Annotated in this window: 20 protein-coding genes; 10 read left to right on the top strand and 10 right to left on the bottom strand. The window is 68.5% G+C overall.

Annotation, left to right across the window (positions count from 1 at the left end):
- Positions 1 to 33 precede the first annotated feature (33 nt).
- Positions 34 to 1158: an ABC transporter substrate-binding protein gene (locus ESD82_RS08070; protein WP_147429386.1), complete on the bottom strand. Its 1125-nt coding sequence runs from the start codon at positions 1156 to 1158 to the stop codon at positions 34 to 36.
- A 290-nt stretch (positions 1159 to 1448) separates the two neighbouring features.
- Between ESD82_RS08070 and ESD82_RS08065 the strand changes: the two genes are divergently transcribed.
- Entirely contained in the window at positions 1449 to 2633 is a 1185-nt protein-coding gene (locus ESD82_RS08065) for an NAD(P)/FAD-dependent oxidoreductase (protein WP_147429387.1), read from the top strand.
- A gap of 22 nt (positions 2634 to 2655) precedes the next feature.
- On the opposite strand, the gene ESD82_RS08060 is transcribed toward ESD82_RS08065, so the two are convergent.
- The 4 genes from ESD82_RS08060 to ESD82_RS08045 are packed head-to-tail and all read right to left on the bottom strand — an operon-like array spanning position 2656 to position 5895.
- Entirely contained in the window at positions 2656 to 3366 is a 711-nt protein-coding gene (locus tag ESD82_RS08060; protein WP_028710191.1) for an ABC transporter ATP-binding protein, read from the bottom strand.
- 2 nt (positions 3367 to 3368) lie between these two features.
- On the bottom strand, positions 3369 to 4127 hold the full coding sequence (locus ESD82_RS08055) for an ABC transporter ATP-binding protein (RefSeq protein WP_028710192.1): 759 nt from the start codon (positions 4125 to 4127) through the stop codon (positions 3369 to 3371).
- On the bottom strand, positions 4124 to 5005 hold the full coding sequence (locus ESD82_RS08050) for a branched-chain amino acid ABC transporter permease (RefSeq protein WP_147429388.1): 882 nt from the start codon (positions 5003 to 5005) through the stop codon (positions 4124 to 4126). Before ESD82_RS08050 ends, ESD82_RS08055 begins: the two co-directional genes overlap by 4 nt.
- The gene (locus ESD82_RS08045; protein WP_024844810.1) at positions 5005 to 5895 is read right to left on the bottom strand and encodes a branched-chain amino acid ABC transporter permease; all 891 of its coding nucleotides are present in this window, start codon (positions 5893 to 5895) and stop codon (positions 5005 to 5007) included. Before ESD82_RS08045 ends, ESD82_RS08050 begins: the two co-directional genes overlap by 1 nt.
- Before the next feature lie 215 nt (positions 5896 to 6110).
- On the opposite strand from ESD82_RS08045, the gene ESD82_RS08040 reads away from it, so the two are divergent.
- Genes ESD82_RS08040 through ESD82_RS08010 form a run of 7 tightly spaced genes read left to right on the top strand, consistent with a single transcriptional unit; the run spans position 6111 to position 13085 of the window.
- Positions 6111 to 7241, top strand: a complete 1131-nt coding sequence (locus ESD82_RS08040; RefSeq protein ID WP_081750494.1) for an ABC transporter substrate-binding protein — start codon at positions 6111 to 6113, stop codon at positions 7239 to 7241.
- 55 nt (positions 7242 to 7296) lie between these two features.
- Positions 7297 to 8940: a GMC family oxidoreductase gene (locus ESD82_RS08035; protein ID WP_147429389.1), complete on the top strand. Its 1644-nt coding sequence runs from the start codon at positions 7297 to 7299 to the stop codon at positions 8938 to 8940.
- On the top strand, positions 8940 to 10307 hold the full coding sequence (locus ESD82_RS08030) for an FAD-dependent oxidoreductase (protein WP_167521736.1): 1368 nt from the start codon (positions 8940 to 8942) through the stop codon (positions 10305 to 10307). The genes ESD82_RS08035 and ESD82_RS08030 overlap by 1 nt, the downstream gene beginning before the upstream one ends.
- Positions 10304 to 10786, top strand: a complete 483-nt coding sequence (locus ESD82_RS08025; RefSeq protein WP_024844814.1) for a VOC family protein — start codon at positions 10304 to 10306, stop codon at positions 10784 to 10786. Before ESD82_RS08030 ends, ESD82_RS08025 begins: the two co-directional genes overlap by 4 nt.
- 51 nt (positions 10787 to 10837) lie before the next feature.
- The gene (locus ESD82_RS08020) at positions 10838 to 11365 is read left to right on the top strand and encodes a VOC family protein (RefSeq protein WP_147429392.1); all 528 of its coding nucleotides are present in this window, start codon (positions 10838 to 10840) and stop codon (positions 11363 to 11365) included.
- Positions 11366 to 11377: 12 nt separating this feature from the next.
- Positions 11378 to 12310, top strand: coding sequence for an aldo/keto reductase (locus ESD82_RS08015; RefSeq protein ID WP_147429393.1), 933 nt, complete (start codon positions 11378 to 11380; stop codon positions 12308 to 12310).
- Between the two features lie 4 nt (positions 12311 to 12314).
- Positions 12315 to 13085 carry an SDR family NAD(P)-dependent oxidoreductase gene (locus ESD82_RS08010; protein ID WP_167521735.1) on the top strand — a complete coding sequence of 257 codons (771 nt, stop codon included), beginning with the start codon at positions 12315 to 12317 and terminating at the stop codon, positions 13083 to 13085.
- 19 nt (positions 13086 to 13104) lie between these two features.
- On the opposite strand, the gene ESD82_RS08005 is transcribed toward ESD82_RS08010, so the two are convergent.
- The 4 genes from ESD82_RS08005 to ESD82_RS07990 are packed head-to-tail and all read right to left on the bottom strand — an operon-like array spanning position 13105 to position 15908.
- Positions 13105 to 14604 (bottom strand): class I adenylate-forming enzyme family protein, encoded by a 1500-nt coding sequence (locus ESD82_RS08005; protein WP_147429394.1) that lies wholly within the window; start codon positions 14602 to 14604, stop codon positions 13105 to 13107.
- A complete protein-coding gene (locus ESD82_RS08000) occupies positions 14604 to 14975 on the bottom strand; it encodes a hotdog family protein (protein ID WP_147429395.1) in 372 nt (123 codons plus the stop codon). The genes ESD82_RS08005 and ESD82_RS08000 overlap by 1 nt, the downstream gene beginning before the upstream one ends.
- Complete coding sequence (locus ESD82_RS07995) at positions 14965 to 15381, bottom strand: hypothetical protein (protein WP_147429396.1); 417 nt, start codon at positions 15379 to 15381, stop codon at positions 14965 to 14967. Before ESD82_RS07995 ends, ESD82_RS08000 begins: the two co-directional genes overlap by 11 nt.
- Complete coding sequence (locus ESD82_RS07990) at positions 15381 to 15908, bottom strand: PaaI family thioesterase (RefSeq protein ID WP_147429397.1); 528 nt, start codon at positions 15906 to 15908, stop codon at positions 15381 to 15383. The genes ESD82_RS07995 and ESD82_RS07990 overlap by 1 nt, the downstream gene beginning before the upstream one ends.
- Before the next feature lie 114 nt (positions 15909 to 16022).
- Between ESD82_RS07990 and ESD82_RS07985 the strand changes: the two genes are divergently transcribed.
- Positions 16023 to 16589: a nuclear transport factor 2 family protein gene (locus ESD82_RS07985; protein WP_147429398.1), complete on the top strand. Its 567-nt coding sequence runs from the start codon at positions 16023 to 16025 to the stop codon at positions 16587 to 16589.
- Entirely contained in the window at positions 16586 to 17059 is a 474-nt protein-coding gene (locus ESD82_RS07980) for a VOC family protein (protein ID WP_024844823.1), read from the top strand. The genes ESD82_RS07985 and ESD82_RS07980 overlap by 4 nt, the downstream gene beginning before the upstream one ends.
- Before the next feature lie 46 nt (positions 17060 to 17105).
- Here the strand turns inward: ESD82_RS07980 and ESD82_RS07975 are convergent, their stop codons facing one another.
- A complete protein-coding gene (locus ESD82_RS07975; protein WP_028710200.1) occupies positions 17106 to 18524 on the bottom strand; it encodes a 2-oxo acid dehydrogenase subunit E2 in 1419 nt (472 codons plus the stop codon).

The following is an 18524-nucleotide window of genomic DNA, read 5'->3' as shown; positions in this document are numbered from 1 at the left end:
GGGGCGCGGCGATCTTGCCACGCCCTGCCGGGGTCATTCGGTATAAAGCACGGCGACGCCGTTCCTGATCTGCACCACGTTGCTGCCGCTGACCGGCGAGCGGTCGTCGACATAGCTGTAGGAGCCGCTGCCGATCACCGAGGCCACGTCCCTGGTCGCGCTCAGCGCGTCGCGGATGGCGGCGCGCCCGCTTTCGGGCCCGGCGGCCTTTATCGCCTCGATGGCCACGCGGCCGATGGTATAGCCAAGCGCCGCCCAATTGTCCGGCGCCCGGCCGGCATGGGCTTCGAAGTTCCGCGCGAAGGCGACCGAGAAGTCGTTGAACCCGCCCGGCACCCAGTCGGACAGCATGTAGACGCCCTCGGTCGCGCCGCCGCCGGTCTGGGTGAACTCGGGCGAGGAAAAGGTGTTCATGCCGAAGATCTGGACCTCGTCGCCCAGACCGGCTTCGCGAAGCTGGCGCACGATATTGCCGCCCTGCGCCGCCATGGCCGAGATGAACAGGCAGTCGATGTCCTGCCCGGCGATCTTGGTCGCCAGCGTCGAGAAGTCGATGTCCGAGGAGGACACCGATTCGCTGGACACGACGGCGACGCCCTTGTCGCGGACCAGATCCTCGAAGGCGGCGCGCAGGGCGACATAGACCTCGATCTCCTTGATCGAGACGGTCGAGCATCTTTCGACCTTGCGGGTGTCGGCGGCGAAATCGGCCAGGTAGGACATCATCTGCTGCGGCGGCTGCGTGCTGATGAAGCCCCAGGGTCCGGCGGCGGGGATGTCCAGGTTGTTGGTCAGGGTGACGATGGGCAGTTCCAGCCGGTTGCCCAGTTCGGCCCCGGCGATGGCGACGGCGCCGCTGGTCGGGCCCAGGATCATCCTGACCTCGGGGGCATTGGCGTGGCGGGTGATCAGGGTCAACGCCTGGGTGCGGTCCGAGGCATCATCCTCGACCAGGACGCGGACGGATTTTCCGGCGCCGAACTCGGCCTTTTCATTCGCCTCGGCAAAGGCCATTTCCATGCCCTCGGACACGCCGGCGCCCATGAAGGCGGCCGGGCCGGTCAGGGACTGCATGATGACCACGGTCGGCTGCTCGGCGATTGCCGGCGTCGCAAGCGCGATCAGGGCCGCGCCGGTGGCGGCGATCATTCGTTTCATGATTCCTCCCTTGTATTTTTGTGCACATTTATGATATTTATTTCATCAGTCAAATATATTTTTGATTTGTGCAAGTTTTGGCGCAAGCGGGACTTCTCTCCGTTTTGGTCACGCCGTGCGGCCAGATCTCCCGGATTTGCAGGCGGTAGCCCGGAATCTTGGCGTAAAATTGCATACTCAAACTGCCATCTAGTATTTTTAACTTGAGATGCCTGTGCGGATCGGTTCTTGTCGGCGAAGATGCTTTCCCGGCGCGGCCCGCCGGGATCGCCTTTTCCAGCGGAGGCCCCATGCAGCGAAGCCATCACCATGCAGTCGTCATCGTCGGGGCGGGGCAGGCCGCCTGCCAGTTGGCGATCAGCCTGCGGCAGAAGGACTATCCCGGTCCCATCGTCCTTGTGGGGGACGAGCCGTTCCTGCCCTACAGCCGCCCGCCGCTGTCCAAGACCTATTTCAACGAGGGCGAGCCCCAGCGCCTGCTGCTGCGCAAGGCCGAGTTCTATGAGATGAACGACATCGCCGTGCTGACCTCCAGCCGGGTGGAAAGGATCGAGCGCGCCCGACAGGCCGTCGTCCTGTCGGACGGCCGGCGACTGGGCTATGGGCACCTGGTTCTGGCCACCGGCGCCCGCAACCGGCTTCCCCCTATCGAGGGTGCGGACCTGCCGGGGGTGATGGCGCTGCGCGGCCTGGACGATGCCGACCGGATGCGCGGCCTGGCCGCCACCGCGCGGCATGTGGTGATCGTCGGCGGCGGCTTCATCGGGCTCGAGGCGGCGGCGGCGTTCGGTGCCGCCGGGCTGCGGGTCACGCTGCTTGAGGCGGCCGGGCGGTTGATGGCGCGGGCGGTTTCGCCGGCGGTATCGGACCATTTCCTGCGCGCGCATCGCGATGCGGGGGTCGAGATCCACCTGGACGTCGCGGTCCGGCGCATCCTGGCGCGGCCGGACGGTGCCGCCGGCGCGGTGGAGCTGGCGGATGGCCGGACGATTGCCGCGGATGCGGTGCTGATGGCGACCGGGGTGGTGCCAAACGCGGAACTGGCGCGCGAGGCCGGGCTTGCGGTGGAAAACGGCATCCTCGCCGATTGCTTCCTGGCGACCGCGGACCCGGCCATTTCGGCGATCGGCGATTGCGCCGCCGTGGCGCAGGGGCCGGGCGGGCCGCATCTGCGGCTGGAATCCGTGCAGGCCGCCGTGGATCAGGCGAAATGCCTGGCCGAGCGGCTGGCGGGCCAGCCCGTGCCCTTTGCCAGGACGCCCTGGTTCTGGAGCGACCAGGGTCCGCACAAGCTGCAAATCGCCGGATTGCGCGATGGCGCCGACCGGACCGAGGTCGAGCCCTCGTCCGATCCGACGCGGCTCCTGGTGCGCAGTTATCGCGGCGAAAGGCTGGTCTGCGTCGAGACGGTGAACCTGCCGGCCGAACACATGCGCGCGCGCCGGGCGCTGGAAACCGAAACCGCCGCCGCATAGGGCACCGGAAGGGCAGGGCGGGTCAATGCCCGCCGGTGCCCAGGTAATGCGCGATCACGCCGTCGTCCTGTGCCAGCCTGCGGCTGGACCCCTGGGTCACGACACGGCCCTGTTCGATGACATAGGCGCGGTCCGAGACCTGCAGGGCCTTGCGCGCGTTCTGCTCTACCAGCAGGATCGTCATGCCGTCGCGGCGCAGCTGCGCCAGCGCCTCGAAGACCTGCTGCACGATGACCGGGGCAAGCCCCAGGCTGGGCTCGTCCAGAAGCAGCAGGCGCGGCCCGCCCATCAGCGCACGGCCGATGGCCAGCATCTGCTGCTGGCCCCCCGAAAGCGAGCCGGCCAGCTGCTCCTGCCGTTCCCGCAAGATCGGGAACAGCCGGAACACCGCCTCGATGTCATGGGTCGGCCGGCGGCCGTGCAGGGCATTGGCGCCGACCTGCAGGTTCTCCAGCACCGACATGTCGGGCAGCACCTGCCGCCCCTCGGGCGATTGCAGGATGCCCCTGCGCGCGATGGCCCAGGCGGGCTTGCGCGCCAGCTCGACCCCCTCGACCCGGATCTGGCCGGCGCCGGGCTGGACGATGCCGCTGATGCAGTTCAGCAGCGTCGATTTCCCGGCGCCGTTCGGCCCGATCAGCGCCACCATCTCGCCCTCGGCGACGTTCAGCGAAACGCCGGCCAGCGCGCGGATGCCGCTGTAGGAGGCATGGAGGTCCGTCACCGTCAGCAGCATCATTCCTCTCCCAGATAGGCGGTGATGACGGCGGGGTCGGCGACCACCTCGCGGGGCTTGCCCTCGGCGATCAGCCGGCCGCCGTCCAGCACATGGACATGGTCGCAAAGCTCCTGCACGAAGCGCATGTTGTGTTCGATCAGCAGGATCGCCTTGCCCTCGTCGGCAAGCTCGCGAAAGATCCGGCCCAGTTGCAGCGCCTCGACATCGTTCATGCCGGCGACCGGCTCGTCCAGCAGGATCAACTCGGGATCGGTGGCCAGCGCCCGCATCATTTCGACCTTGCGCTGGTGGCCATAGGCCAGGCTGCCCGCGGGGCTGTCCGCATGCCCGGCCATGCCGAACCGCCCGAGCAGCGCCATCGCCCTTTGCCGCAGCAGCGCATCCTCGCGCCGCGACGAGGGCAGGCCCAGGATCGCCGCGATCAGCGAGCAGGTCTCGTGCCGGTGAAAGCCGACCATGACATTGGCCAGCACGCTGGCCTCTTTCTGCAGGCGGATGTTCTGGAAGGTGCGGCCCATGCCGGCGCGCGCCACCTTGTCGGCCGGCTCGGCCGAGATGTCGCGGTCGCCGAACAGCACCTTGCCCGAACTGAGCGACAGCATGCCGGTGATCAGGTTGATCAGCGTGGTCTTGCCGGCCCCGTTCGGCCCGATCAGCCCGGTGATCCGGCCCGCCGGCACCCGCATGCTGACATCCTTCGCGGCGATGACGCCGCCGAAATTCTTGTGGACATGCTCAAGGACAAGATCGGTCATCCCTTCACCTCTGCCTGGCGGACCTCGGGGGTGGCGGCGCGGCTGCGGCGGCGGGCGCGGCGGGCGACCAGCGTATCGACGATGCCGCGCGGCATGAAGTTCATCACCGCCATCAGGATCAGGCCATAGATCATGATCCGCGCATCGGCGAGCGGACGCGAGATCTCGGGCAGCGCGATCAGCAGGGCGACGCCCACCAGCGGCCCCCAGATGCTGCGCCGGCCGCCCAGCACGACATAGGACAGCACGACGATGATCAGGTGAAAGCCGAACTGGTTCGGCTCGACCGCATAGGAATGCAGCGCCTCGAGACTGCCGAAAAGCCCGGCGAGCAGGCCCGAGATCATATAGGCGACGGCCTGGGTGCGCGCGGCGTTGATGCCCAGCGACACCGCCATGCCCTCGTCCTCGCGCACGGCGTCGAAGGCCCGGCCCAGCCGCGAGCGCGAGATCGCCAGCATCACGTAGATCGTCGCCAGGGCACAGACCAGCAGCGTCCCGGTGCCGACCAGCTTGGGGATGCCGGAAAAGCCCATGGCGCCGCCGGTGATGTTCTCGGCGTAAAGATTGGCCGACAGCACGATCTGCACGAAGGCGAGCGAGGCAATGGCCTGGTAGACCCCGCGCAGCCGCGCCAGCGGGATCGCCAGCAGCGCGCCGAAGGCCAGGCCGGCAAAGGTGCCGGCCAGCAGCGTCACCGGCAGCGGCAGGCCGTAATTCACCGTCAGGATGGCCGCGGTATAGGCGCCGATGGCCGACAGGCCGACATTGCCGATGGAAAAGGCGCCGGCGCGCAGCACGATATATTGCGAATAGGCAAAGCCCAGGTGGATCAGGAACAGGTCGAACAGCGGGCGAAAGCTCAGCAGCATGTCCATCAGCGCCGCCCCCTCAGCACGCCGGCCTCGTCCTGCCCGAAAAGGCCGTTGGGGCGCAGCAGCAGCACCGCGAAGAGCAGGCCGAAGATGATGATGTCGGACAGCCGCGACGACAGATAGGCGACGCTCAGCGTTTGCAGCACCCCGAAGCCCAGCGAGGCGACCAGCGCCCCCGCGACCGAACCCAGCCCGCCCAGGATCACCACGACGAAGCCGCGCAGCAGGAACGGGTCGCCCATCATGAAATGGATCGAGTTGAAGGCCAGCCCGACCAGCACACCCGCCGCCCCTGCCAGCATGCCCGACAGCATGAAGGTCTGGAAATAGATGACGCTGGGCCGGATGCCTGCCAGCAGCGCCGCGCGCTCGTTCTGTGCCACGGCCCGGACCTGGCGGCCAAAGCCGGTCCGGTAGAGATACCAGGAAAGCCCTGCCACCAGCAGGATCGCCAGCACCGCCATGGCCAGCTGCAACGCCGAGACCCGCAGCCCCCAGAGCTTGAAGATCACCACCGGGAAAGTGTCGAAGGGAAAGCGCAGCACCTGGGTCTTGGACAGGATCTGCGCGATGGAGACCAGCACCAGGTTCGCCCCGATCGAGGAGATCAGGGCGCTGAACTCGACCTCGCCGCTTTGGCGCAGGCGGCGAAAGGCCGTGACCTCGATGATGACCGAGACGAGACCGGCGCCGACCATCGCCAGGATGAAGGCCAGCCACAGGGGCAGCCCGGCCTGGACCGAGTAAAGGCCGATGAAGGCCCCGGTCATGAAGATCCCGCCATGGGCCAGGTTCATGATCTTGTGGATGCCGAAGATCAGCGTGAAGCCAAGCGCGAACAGCGCATAGACCCCGCCGATCACCAGGCCGTTGACGAGTTGTTGCAGGAACACGAGCCTCTCCCTTCCCGGTCGGGGTTCTGCGGATTCTCCCGATCCATAATTCATAGACACATATTTTTGTATACAACAACTATAAATTTGTGTTCTTTTGCTGACAGGCACGAATCAACCACTGCCCGCCGCTTCCCCGGTGCGGCCGTGTCGGGCGCCGGTTTCAACAGGGGCAGCCGGATCACGACGCCGGGCGCCCCAGGGAGGGAGAACGAATGTCACCGAGAATCCTGATGGGCACCGCGCTTGCCGTCTCTGCCGCCTTCGCGCCGATGGCCATGGCCAAGGAGGTCAAGGTGGCGATCATCCAGTCGCTGACCGGCAGCCCGGCCTTCATCGGCCGCGGCATCGCCGACGGCGCGGTCATGGCCATCGAGGAAATCAACGCCAAGGGCCTGGCGGGCGAGGGGGTCACGATCCGGTATACGCTGGACGACGACGCCGGCGACCGTGGTCAGGCGCTGGGTCTGATCGGCCGGCGCGCCGCCGATTCGGAAACCATCGCCATCATCGGCCCGACCACCGGCGCCATCGCCCCGGCGGCTGCGGCCGCGGCCAACGATCTGGGCATCCTGGCCTATATGCAGTCGAACAACGATGCCGTGCCGCTGGCCGGGCCCTGGTCCTTCCCGTTTTCGCAGCCGGCCGGGATCGCCACGCCGCCGATCGCCGATTATGCGGCCGAGAAGCGCGGCGTGCAGAATTGCGCGGTCATCACCGTTCTGGACAACGAAGCCTATGTCGCCATGGCGAATGTGTTCATGGAGCGGGTCAGGGAGCATGGGGTGAAGGCGCAGCTCGATGGGGTCAAGCTGTCCGACATCGACTTTTCGGCGCTGGCGGTGAAGGTGGCGCAAAGCGATGCCGATTGCCTGTTCATCGCCACCCCGGCCGCGCTTGGCGCCAATGTCATCATGCAGTTCAAGCAGGCGGGCCTTGACCCCGAGGTGCAGATCTTCGGCCTGCAATCGCTGGCCTCGCCCGAGTTCCTCAACACCGGCGGCAGCGCGGTCGAGGGCGTGACCGTGATCGGCGAATGGACGCCGGGCGGCTTCGACGAGCCTTCCCGCGCCTTTGCCGAAGCCTACAAGACCAGGCACGGGGTCGAGGCCGACAACTGGGTGCCGCAGGGCTATTCGACGATGATGGTCTTTGCCGATGCGCTGCGCCGCGCCGGTCCGGATGCGACGCGCGAGGAGCTGCGCGACGCCCTGGCCGGCATCAAGGACGTGCCGGTGATCGTGGGGCAGGGCGTCTACAATTTCACCCCGGAACGGGCCGCGACCTTCGGCATGGGCATCCTGACCGTCAAGGACGGCAGCTTCGTGCGCCCCGAGGATCTGTAAGGCACCGCAGGCGCGCGCCCAGGCAAGGGCGCGCCGCTGCGCCAAGGAGGACGCGATGCGTTTCGACAGCGAGTTCGACTTCATCGTCTCGGGCGCCGGTTCGGCAGGCTGCGCGGTGGCCGGGCGGCTGGCGGAATCGGGGAAATACCGTGTCCTGCTGCTGGAGGCGGGCCCCCGCGACAGCGCCTTCTGGATCAAGGTGCCGATGGGCTATCCCATGCTGTTCACCAATCCCAAGGTGAACTGGATGTTCGAATCCGAGCCCGAGGCGGAACTGAACGGGCGGCCGATGTACAACCCGCGCGGCAAGGTTCTGGGCGGCACCAGCTCGATCAACGGCATGCTGTATATCCGCGGCCATCCGACCGATTACGACACCTGGGTGCAGCTGGGCAATCCCGGCTGGAGCTGGCAGGAGGTGCTGCCCTGGTTCAAGAAGGCCGAGGACCAGGCCCGCGGCCCCGACGCCTATCACGGCACCGGCGGGCCGCTGGCCGTCTCGGACCAGCCCGACCCGTCGCCGGTGGCACTGGCGATCATCGAGGCCGCGAAACAGGCCGACATCCCCGCAAACCCCGATTTCAACGGCGCCCGGCAAGAGGGGGCGGGGCTGTTCCAGACCACCACGCGCAACCGGCGGCGCTGCAACTCGGCCCGCGCTTATCTCTCGGCGGCGGGCCGCAACCTGCGCGTCGATACCGGCGCCCATGCCACCCGGCTGCTGTTCCAGGGCCGCAGAGCCGTCGGCATCGAATACCGCCGGGACGGGCGCATCCTGCGCACGCGGGCGCGGCACGGGGTCGTGGTCTGTGGCGGGGCCTTCGGCTCGCCCCAGCTCTTGCAGCTTTCGGGGATCGGGCCGGCCGATCATCTGCGCGGGCACGGCATCGAGGTGCTGCACGACCTGCCCGGCGTCGGCGCCAACCTGCGCGACCATTTCTATTGCTCGCTGATCTTTCGCTGCCGCGAGCCGGTGACGATCAACGAACTGGCGCGCAGCCCGCTGCGCAAGGCCATCGCCGGGGCGCAATATGTGCTGGCCCGGCGCGGGCCGCTGGCCGCGAACGGTATCTTTGCCGGCATCTTTACCCGCACGGACGAGACCAGGGACCGGCCCAATCTGCAGATCAACACCAATATCTGGTCGGTCGCCTCGCGCGACAGGCGGGGAATGCGGGTCCACGACTTTCCCGGCTTCACCATGAGCCCGGTGCATCTGGACCCGGTGGCGACCGGCGAGGTGCGGCTGCGCTCGGCCGACCCCTTTGCCGATCCGGTGATCCGGCACAATTTCTTTCGCGACGAGCTGGACCGGATGGCCATGGCCAATGCCGTCCGCATCACGCGCCACATCGCCGGCCAGCCGGCGCTGGCCCGCTATATGGCCGAGGAGATCCGCCCCGGCCCCGAACTGCGGACCCAGGCCGAGATCATCGACTGGCTGCGCGGCAACGGCATCGCCAACCTGCATCCCGTGGGCTCCTGCGCCATGCTGCCCCTGGCCGCGGGCGGCGTGGTCGATCACCGGCTGCGCGTGCATGGCATCGCCGGGCTGTATGTGGCGGATGCCTCGATCATGCCGCGGCTGCCGGCCGGGAACACCAACGCGCCCTCGATCATGATCGGCGAGAGATGCGCCGCCATGGTCCTGGAGGACATGGCCCAGGGCGTCGCACCGGGGATGAAGGGAGCAGCGTGATGGACAGGGATTACGACGTCATCGTGGTGGGCGCCGGCGGGGCCGGGCTTGCGGCGGCGCATATGGCGGCCCGGGCCGGCGCCCGCGTGCTGGTGGTCGAGGCGGGCGACAAGGCGGGCGGCTCGACCGCGCTGTCGGGGGGCGTGTTCTATGCGGCGGGCACCTCGCTCCAGCGCCGGGCGGGGATCGAGGACACGCCCGAGGCGCTTTACCGCTATTACCTGCATATCAACCAATACAAGCTCGACCCGGCGCTGGTCCGGCGGCTGTGCCATGACGCGACGCCGGCCTTCGAATGGCTGGTCGGGCTGGGCGTCGATTTCCCCGAGCAGAACCTGTATTGCTCGGGCGTGGACAAGATCCGGCGCGGCCATCGCGCCCGCGGCCACGGCGCCGAGATCGCCGAGGTGCTGGAGGGCTCGCTGAGCGGCCTTGCCGTGGACATGGCGCTGCGCAGCCGGGTGCAGGAGCTGCTGGTCGAGGACGGCCGCGTCGCCGGCATCCTGGTCGAGGGCGACCGGGTGACGGCGGGGGCGGTGGTGCTGGCCACCGGCGGCTTCGGCGCCAACCGGCAGTTGCTGGCCGAGCTTTACCCCACCGCTGCGGCGCAGGGCGAGCTGTCCTGGTATATCGGCTCGGCCCATTCCCAGGGCGACGGCATCCGCATCGGCCGCCGCCTGGGCGCCGGCATCACCCGGCCCGACCGCGGCCTGCTGCTGATGACGCCGGGCTGGGAAAAGGAGCTGGAGACCTATCTGCCGCCCTGGCTGATCCATGTCACGCATGAGGGGCGCCGCTTCGTCGACGAATCCTGCGAATATTCCATCCTGTCCGAACTGCTGAACGAACAGACCGCGCGCGAATGCTTCGCGATCTTCGACGAGGCGGCGCGGCGCGAGGCCCGCTCGGCCACCGCCCCGAACTGGTCCGCCGACCGGCTGGCGCATTTCGCCGCCCGCGGGCAGATCGCGCAGGCCGATACGCTGGAGGATCTGGCGGCGCAGCTTGGCATCGACGCGGCGACGCTGGCCACCACCGTCGCCGCCGCCAACCGCGCTGCCGAAACCGGGCGGGACGCGCATTTCTTCAAGCCGGCCGAGCATCTGAAGCCGATTGCGACCCCGCCCTTCTATGGCGCGCGCATCCGGCCGGCCATCGTGTGCTGGACCGGCACCGGGCTGCGGATCGACCCCGAGGCGCGGGTGCTGGACCAGGCCGACCGGCCGATTGCCGGCCTTTACGCCGCCGGAGAGACGACGGGCGGCATGTTCGGCCCCTGCTATGCCGGCGGCGGCGCCTCGATCGGCAATGCCATCGTCTTCGGCCGGGTGGCGGGCAGCAATGCGGCGGCCGAGGTGCGGCCGTGATCCTGGGTATCCACCACGCCGCCATCTCGACCCCGGACCTGGACCGGGCGCTGGATTTCTATTGCAACCTGCTCGGCTTCACCGTCGCCTCGCGCATGGAGTGGGGGCCGGGCACGGCGCTGCCCGACACGATCATGGGCCTCGGCGGATCGGCGGCGCGGCAGGCCAAGCTGCGCGCCGGCAACTGCTTCCTGGAGCTTTTCGAGTTTTCCAGCCCCGTTCCCAGCCGCCCCGAGCGCGGCATCCAGGACCACGGCATCACCCATCTTTGCCTGCATGTCCGCGACCTTGCGGCCGAGGTCGCCCGGCTCGAGGCGGCGGGCATCCGCTTTCGCTCGGTCCCGCAGCGCCGGCCGACGCATGTCTCGGTCTATGGCCACGATCCCGATGGCAATGTGCTGGAACTGCTGGAGGTGATGGATGACGGCCATCCCTTTTCCTTCGCCACGCTGGGGCCGGGCCGGGACGAGCGGCCGTAGCGCCGCCGCGGCGCGGATCGCGGCAACCACCCGCCACCAAGGAGGAAAAGCATGAGCCGCCATTACGGAACCCTGTTCCAGCACGGATATGTGGTTCCCGATGCCGATGCCGCCGCCCATGACTGGGCCGGGCGCATGGGGGTCGGGCCCTTCTTCGTCTATCCGGTGCCGATCCCGTTCCAGGTGCTGAAGATCTGGGGCGAGCCGGTCTCGGCCCAGGTCCACAAGCGGGTGCTGATGGGCTATACCGGCCCGGTGCAGATCGAATTGATCGAGCCGACCGATGCAGCCTCGCCCTATCGCGATTTCCTGGAACGGCGCGGCGCCGGGCTTCAGCATTTCGGCTTTCTCTGCGACGATTTCGAGGCGCAGTTGGCAGCGGCCGAGGCGCGCGGCATGATCCGCGCCATCGAGGGGCATCAGGCGCTGTCGCGCATGTGCTATCTGTGCGACCCCGCCGATCCCGATGCGCCGATGATCGAACTGGTCGATCTGAAACCCGAGCGGCGGCAGATGTTCGACCGCATGCGCCTGCCCTCGGTCGGCTGGGACGGGCGCGACGTGATCCGCGAACTCTAGAAAGGTGCGAGCATGGACTATCGCAAGCTGGGCCGTTCGGGCCTGACCGTCTCGGCGGTCGGGCTGGGCTGCAACAATTTCAACTGGACCACGGACGAGGCGCAATCGCGCCGGGTGGTCGATGCGGCACTGGATGCCGGGATCACCTTTTTCGACACCGCCAACATCTATGGCCGTTCCGGAGGGTCCGAGGAGTTCCTGGGCCGCGCCCTGGGCCCGCGGCGCGGCAAGGCCGTGGTGGCGACCAAGTTCGGCTTGGAAATGGCCGACGGCAGCCGCGGCGCCGACCGCTCCTATATCATCCGCTGCGTCGAGGACAGCCTGCGCCGGCTGGGCACCGACTGGATCGACCTGTACCAGCTGCATGAATCGGACCCGACCACCCCCATCGAGGAAACGCTCGATGCGCTGGACCGGCTGATCGCGCAGGGCAAGGTCCGCTATATCGGCACCTCGAACATGGCGGATTGGGAAATCGCCCATGCCCACCATCTGGCGCGGGAACTGGGCGTGCAGCATTTCATCTCGCTCCAGGCGGAATATTCGCTGATCCGGCGCGGGGCCGAGGCGACGACGATCCCCTGCCTGAAGGCGCTGGGAATGGGGCTTTTGCCCTATTTCCCGCTGGCCTCGGGGCTGCTGACCGGGAAATACCGCGGCGGCGATCCGGGCGAGGGGCGTTTCGGCAAGATCGCGCGGCTGGCCGACCGTTACCTGACGCCCGAGAACCTGGCCCGCGTGGACCGCATCGCCGATTGGTGCGACCGCAACGGGCTGGTCCTGACCGAGGTCGCCTTTGCCTGGCTGCTTTCGAAGCCCGTCGTGGCCTCGGTCATGGCCGGGGCGACCAAGCCCGAACAGGTGACGGCGAACGCAAAGGCCGCCGAGTTGCGGCTGAACGAAACCCAGATCGGCGAGTTGGAGGCGCTGCTGCAAGATGAATGACCAGATGGACAAGGTCGCCGTGATCACCGGCGCGGGCTCGGGCCTGGGCGCGGCGACCGCGCGGCGCTTTCACCGCGACGGCTGGAGGCTGGTCCTGGGCGACCTGCGACCCGAGGGCGTGCAGGCCCTGGCCCAGGAGCTTGGCGCGACCGCCCTGGCCTGCGACGTGGCGGATGAGCATCAGGTCGAGGCGCTGGTGCAGACGGCGCTGGACCGGCATGGCCGGCTGGATTGCATGATCAACAATGCCGGCATCCTGGGCGCCATCGGCCCGATCGGAGAGACCGCCGCGCGCGATTTCAACCGCGTGCTGGAGGTCATGGTCAGCGGTGTTTTCCATGGCACCAAGCATGCCGCGAATGCCATGGGCGATCAGGGCGGGGCGATCCTGAACACCGCCAGCCTGGCCGGGGTCGGGGCCTGGGCCAACCATTCCTATACCACCGCCAAGCACGCGGTGGTGGGTCTGACGCGCTCGAGCGCGGTGGAGCTGGCGCCGCGCGCGATCCGGGTGAATGCGCTGGCGCCGGGCAACGTGGTGACGGGCATGACCAGCAGCCTCAGCGGCGGCGAGCAGGCGGCCTATGACCGGGCCCTGGCACGCAATCCCATCCCCTATGTCTGCACGGCCGAGGATATTGCCGATGCCTTCGCCTATCTGGCCGGCCCCTCGGCCCGCGGCATCACCGGGCAGGTGCTGGTGATCGACAGCGGGCTTGACGTCGCGGTGGTCCCGCCCGCCTATCACCAGGCGCCGGGGCGTTTCGTGGAATGAAGCAGGGCGCCGCGGCCGCTCAGGCCGTGGCCTCCTGCACCATGGCCTCGACCGCCTCGCGGATGATCTTGCCGCTGGTGCTGCGCGGGAACTGTTCGACCGGGACGAAGACCACCCCCTTGGGGCGCTTGTAGCCAGCGAGGCTGGCGCGGCACAGCGCGATCACCCCGGCCTCGTCCAGGCTGTCGTCGCAGCGCGCCACCACCGCCACCGGCACCTCGCCCCAATGCGGATCGGGGCGGCGCACCACGATGGCGTCGGCGACGCGCGGATCGGCCAGGATCACCCGCTCGATCTCGGCCGGATAGATGTTCTCGCCCCCGGACTTGATGAGATATTTCGAGCGCCCGGCAAATTCATAGCCCGCGGGCGTGCGGCGGAACAGGTCGCCCATGTGGAACCAGCCGCCGCTGAAAGTCTCGCGGTTGACCTGGTCGGCATTCCAGTAGCCGCTGAACAGCGTCGGGCCCCTGACCCAGGCTTCGCCGGTCTCGCCCTCGGCCACGTCGCGGCCGTCCGGGCCGACAAGGCGCAGCTCGGTCAGCACGCTAAGCTTCTTGGCAAGGCTGCGCGGCATCTCTCCGGGCCGGATCAGGTCGCCGGAGAGCGGCGGCATCCCGGTCTCGGTCGCGCCGAAGGAGTTGAGATAGGGCGCGTCCAAAAGCCGCGTCACCTCGTCGATGACCGCGGCCGGCGTCATGTCGGCCATGGCGCCGACCACGCGCACGCCCTTGATCCGGGGCCGGCGCGTCCGCAGCCGGGCCAGCAGCAGCTCGGTGGTGGCGGGCACGGTCATCAGCCAGCCGATGCGCTGCTGCTCCAGCGTGTCGATGATCCGGTCGGCGTCGAACCCGTCCATCACGGTGACGGCGCCGCCGATCAGCAGGGTCGAGAACAGATGCTCGGTGCCGCCCATGTGGAACATCGGCGCCCATGAGATATAGCCGTCCTCGCGCGCCAGTCCCAGGTCCAGCCGAAAGGCGCACATGCGCGCGATCTGTGCCCGCTGGCTGATGACGGCGGCCTTGGGCCGGCCGGTGGTGCCGGAGGTATAGATGATGATGAACCCGTCCTCGGGCCGGGCCTGATCCGGGGCCTCGCCCGCGCATCCCAGGCTGCGCAGATCCAGGGCCTGGCGGTCGGGGCAGGCGGCGCGGGCCAGGTCGCGGTGGCGGGCCGAGCAAAGCACCAGCCGCGGCTGCACCAGCTCGATGCACCAGGCCAGTTCCGGCGCGACCAGCCGCCAGTTCAGGCAGGCGACCATCGCCCCCAGCTTGGCGCAGGCCAGCTGCGTCAGGCCGTATTCGATGCAGTTCTCGGACAGGACGGCCACGCGGTCGCCCCGCGTCACGCCCCGCGCCGCCAGGTCGGCGGCGATGCGGTCGGCGGCGGCGATCATGTCCGCATAGCTCAGCACCCGGCCGCCCTCGATCAGCGCCGGCGCTTCGGGCCGGTCATGGGCGCGCCCGGCGATCAGGCGCCAGACCGTCGTGCCGCTGGCCGTCAGGATATCCGACATCAGTCATGCTCCTTGAAGGTGAACTGGACCTGCAGGACCGGCGCGGCGCGGCCCTCGGCGTAAAGTGTGCCGCCGGGCCCGGGGGTCAGGGCGACGGCAAGCCGGTCGCCCTCGAAGACGTTGCCGGCGAAGAAGGCGGCGATCTCGGCGAACTCGGCCTGCGGATGGGCGGCCATGGCGGCGCTGATGACATAGGCCAGGTTGGCCGGGCCGGGATTGACGCGCCGGGGGCCGAAGCCCGCCGCCTCGGCGGCCTCGCGCCGCAGGTGGATGGCGTTGTCGTCGCGCAGAAGAGCGCACCATTGCGCCATCTCGGGGCCGCTGACCGGGCCGAAGCTCCAGCCGGTGCCGTTCTGTCTGTCAGCCATCATCCACCGCCGGGGTAATCATCTTGAATTGCAGCAGGCTGGCCGGGCCGGCCTGGTCCGACAGCGTGATGGCCAGCGCCAGATGGTCGGCCCGGCCAAAGCGGCGGCTGGGCTTGCGCGTCAGGTCCAGAACCTCGACCGTCGCCCGATAGGACCGACCGACCCGCAGCCGGCCGGGAAAGGACAGCCGGCATTCGCCCAGCACCGGCCCGGCATCGAAGGCCAGCCCCAGGTCGCGGCTGAAATCGCCGATGGGCGACGGCATCGCTGCCAGTCCGCCCAGATAGGCGTGGATCGGATGCGCCAGGTCGCCCTGCCGCGGCGGGGCGGCGCAAAGCGCGCGCACCCGGTCGTCCAGCGCCGCGGTCAGGTCGTATCGCCTGCCGGGGATGGGGTGCCGGCCTGCCATCAGCGGCCGATGCGCGCGAAGCGGCGCTCGATCTCGGGGCCGATGCGGTCGAAATAGGTGGTGTCGGCCAGCGCGTGCATCGCCATGACCTTGAAGAGCGCGCGGGCGTTCATCACCGGCCGGTCGCCGACGCTGCATCGCATCTGGGCAAAGACCAGGTTGCGGGTCTTGCGCGTCACCTCGATGTCGCCGCGCACCCAGTCGCCGGGATGGACGATGGACAGGAAGTCGATGTTCATCGAGATCGTGGGCACTACGGCTGCCTCGTAGCCGACCAGATGCTGCACGCCGTAAGCCTGCATGTCGGTAAAGGCCGCCAACGCCGCGCCGTGGCAATAGTGCGAGGGGTTCAGGTGGCGTTCCGTGCAGCGAAAGCCCACCGCGAATTGCCCCGGCCCGTCGCGCGTCGCATGCACGGGGCCGAAGGTGTCGCAGAATCCGCCGGGCGAAGGCAGCTCGATCCAGCCTTCGGGGGCGGGCGGGTTGCTTTCCGGGGCCTTGAAAGGGTGGAACGCGTCAAGGGTCATCAGCGGATCCCAATCTTGCTGCGCGGCATATTTATACACATAATATAAAACTATATAATGAATATCGTGTCAATGTGTGCAATAATGGTTTTGTCGCTATAAGGGAGAGACAAGTTGACCGATCTGGAAATCCGGCTGGACCGCCTGGAATCGCGTGCCGAGATCCTGGCGCTGATTTCGCATTACTGCAAAGCCTGCGACGACCGCGACGTGCCCCTGTTGCGGTCGCTGTTTCGCGAGGAGTCCTGGGTGCGCTCCGCCGACGGGCGCATGAAGGGCGAGGGGCTCGAGGGCATCATGCAGATGTATCGCAAGCGCTTCGAGGTGCTGGGCCTGTCCGTCCACTGGACCCATGACACGGTCATCAATTTCGATCCCGCCGACCCCGACCGCGCCACCGGCGAGGTGTTCTGCCATGCCGAGGCGGTGCGCAACCAGCAGGTGCTGGTCGGCTCGCTGCGCTACGAGGACGAATACCGCCGCCGCGACGGGAAATGGTATTTCGCCTCGCGGCTGCTGAAGTTCCTGTATTACGTGCCGGTGCAGAGCTATGCCGAGGCGCTGGCCTCGCCCTTGCGCCAGCGCGGATACGAGGTGCCGATGCCCGGCGACTATCCCGAATCGCTGCCCAGCTGGACCGGCTGGGTGCAGCATTACCAGCCCGAGGAACAGCAGGCGTGATCCTGGGGGTTCATCACGCGGCGATCTCGACCCATGACATCGAAAGGCTGATCGGCTTCTATACCGAGGTGCTGGGGTTCGAACTGGTCCACCGCCAGTCCTGGACCGCCGATGCCGAAGCCCAGAACGCGCTGCTGGGCGCCAGCGGCTCGGCCGCCCAACTGGCGATGCTGCGGCACCGGAACTGCTATCTGGAGCTGTTCCAGTTCGAGTCGCCGGCCCCGGAGCGGCGCGGCCCGCATCAGCGCCTGTTCGGGGCCGGGCTGACGCATCTTTGCCTGGCGGTGCAGGATCTGGACGCCGAATACGAACGGCTGCGACAGAAGGGCGTGGTATTCCATTCCTCGCCCCTGCCGCGGCCGACCTTCAACGCGGTCTATGGCCATGACCCGGACGGCAATGTCGTGGAGCTGCTGGAGCTTTACGATGCGTCCCATCCCTTCGCGGCGCATTGGCCGGTCCCCGAATAGGAAAAGGCCCCCGAAAAGGGGGCCTTCGCCGCGCCGGGAGGCCGGGTCACATCACCAGCGCCATCGGCGTCTCGATCCGGGCCTTCAGGGTGGAGAGGAACCGCGCGGCGACCGCGCCGTCGATGCCGCGGTGATCGGCCGAAAGCGTCAGAGTCGCGACGCTGGCGAAGCGCAGCCCGCCCTCGGCGGTCTCGCGCGCCTCGCGCCGGGGGGCGCCCACCGCCAGGATCGCGCCCTGGGGCGGGTTGATGATCGCGTCGAAGCTGCGCACGCCATACATGCCCAGGTTGGACAGGGTGAAGGTGCCGCCGCGCAGATCCTCGGCGGTCAGGCTGCGGTCGCGGGCGGCGGCGATCAGCCGGCCCGCCTCGGCCGCGATCTCGGTCAGGGATCGCTGCGCGGCATTGCGGATCACCGGCGTCACCAGCCCGGCGTCGATGGCCACGGCGACGCACAGGTCGACCTGGTCGAAGCGGGTGATGCCGCCGTCCGAGACGTGGATGTTCACCTCGGGATGGGCGGCCAGGGCCAGGGCGGCGGCGCGCAGCAGGAAGTCGTTGACCGAGATCTTCGCCCCCTCGCGCCCGCTGTTGAACTGGCCGCGCAGGGCCATCAGCGCGTCCATCTCGACATCCATGGCGGTGTAGAAATGCGGCACGGTCTGCTTGGAATGGCGCAGCGCATTGGCGATGGATTTGCGCATCCCGGTAAAGGGCTGCTCGACCCCCTGCGCCGCGGCTGCCGGGGCCACAGCCGGCGCGGCGGGGATCGCAGCCGCCGGCGGCGACCACAGGCCGGCCGCCTGCACCGCCGCCTGCACATCGGCCAGCGAGATGCGGCCGCGGTAGCCGCTGGGTTTCAGCCCGGTCAGGTCGAAGCCAAGCGCATTGGCGAAATTCACCGCGACCGGGCTGGCACGGGCGCCCGTATTCCGCCTTGCCGCTTCGTCGGGGGCAAGCGCGGCAGGGCGCGACGGCAGATCGGCCTTTTTGATCTTGCCGCCCTGGCCCGAGCCCTGGACCCCGGCCAGGTCGATGCCGTCCTGTTCCGCGATGCGGCGCGCCAGGGGAGAGGCCTTCGGCCCGGCGCCGGCCTCGGCGGGCGCCTCGGCGGCGGGGGAGGGCTCGGGCGACGCGGATTTTGCCTCGTCCTTGGGCTCGAAGGAGGCATCGACGGGCACATAGGAGGCGATGAACGCGGCCAGCTCGGCCTCGCTGGCTTCCGCCTCGGCCAGCACGGCGATCAGCGCGCCGACCGGGGCGGTCTCGCCCTCGGGCACCAGGATGCGGCGCAGGATGCCGCCCCTGTCGGTGTCCAGCGTGTTGACGATCTTGTCGGTCTCGATGTCGACCAGCTCGGTGCCCGGCTCGACGCTGTCGCCCTCGGCGACGATCCAGCGCGAGATCTGGCCCTCGGACATTTCAAGGCCCCATTTCGGCAGGGTGACGGGATGGATCAGGGCCAT

The sequence above is a fragment of the Paracoccus pantotrophus genome (genome assembly GCF_008824185.1).
In the GTDB taxonomy this organism is placed as follows: domain Bacteria; phylum Pseudomonadota; class Alphaproteobacteria; order Rhodobacterales; family Rhodobacteraceae; genus Paracoccus; species Paracoccus pantotrophus.
The sequence above is the reverse complement of the archived record's forward strand: the minus strand, read 5'-3'. Positions and strand labels throughout refer to the sequence as shown.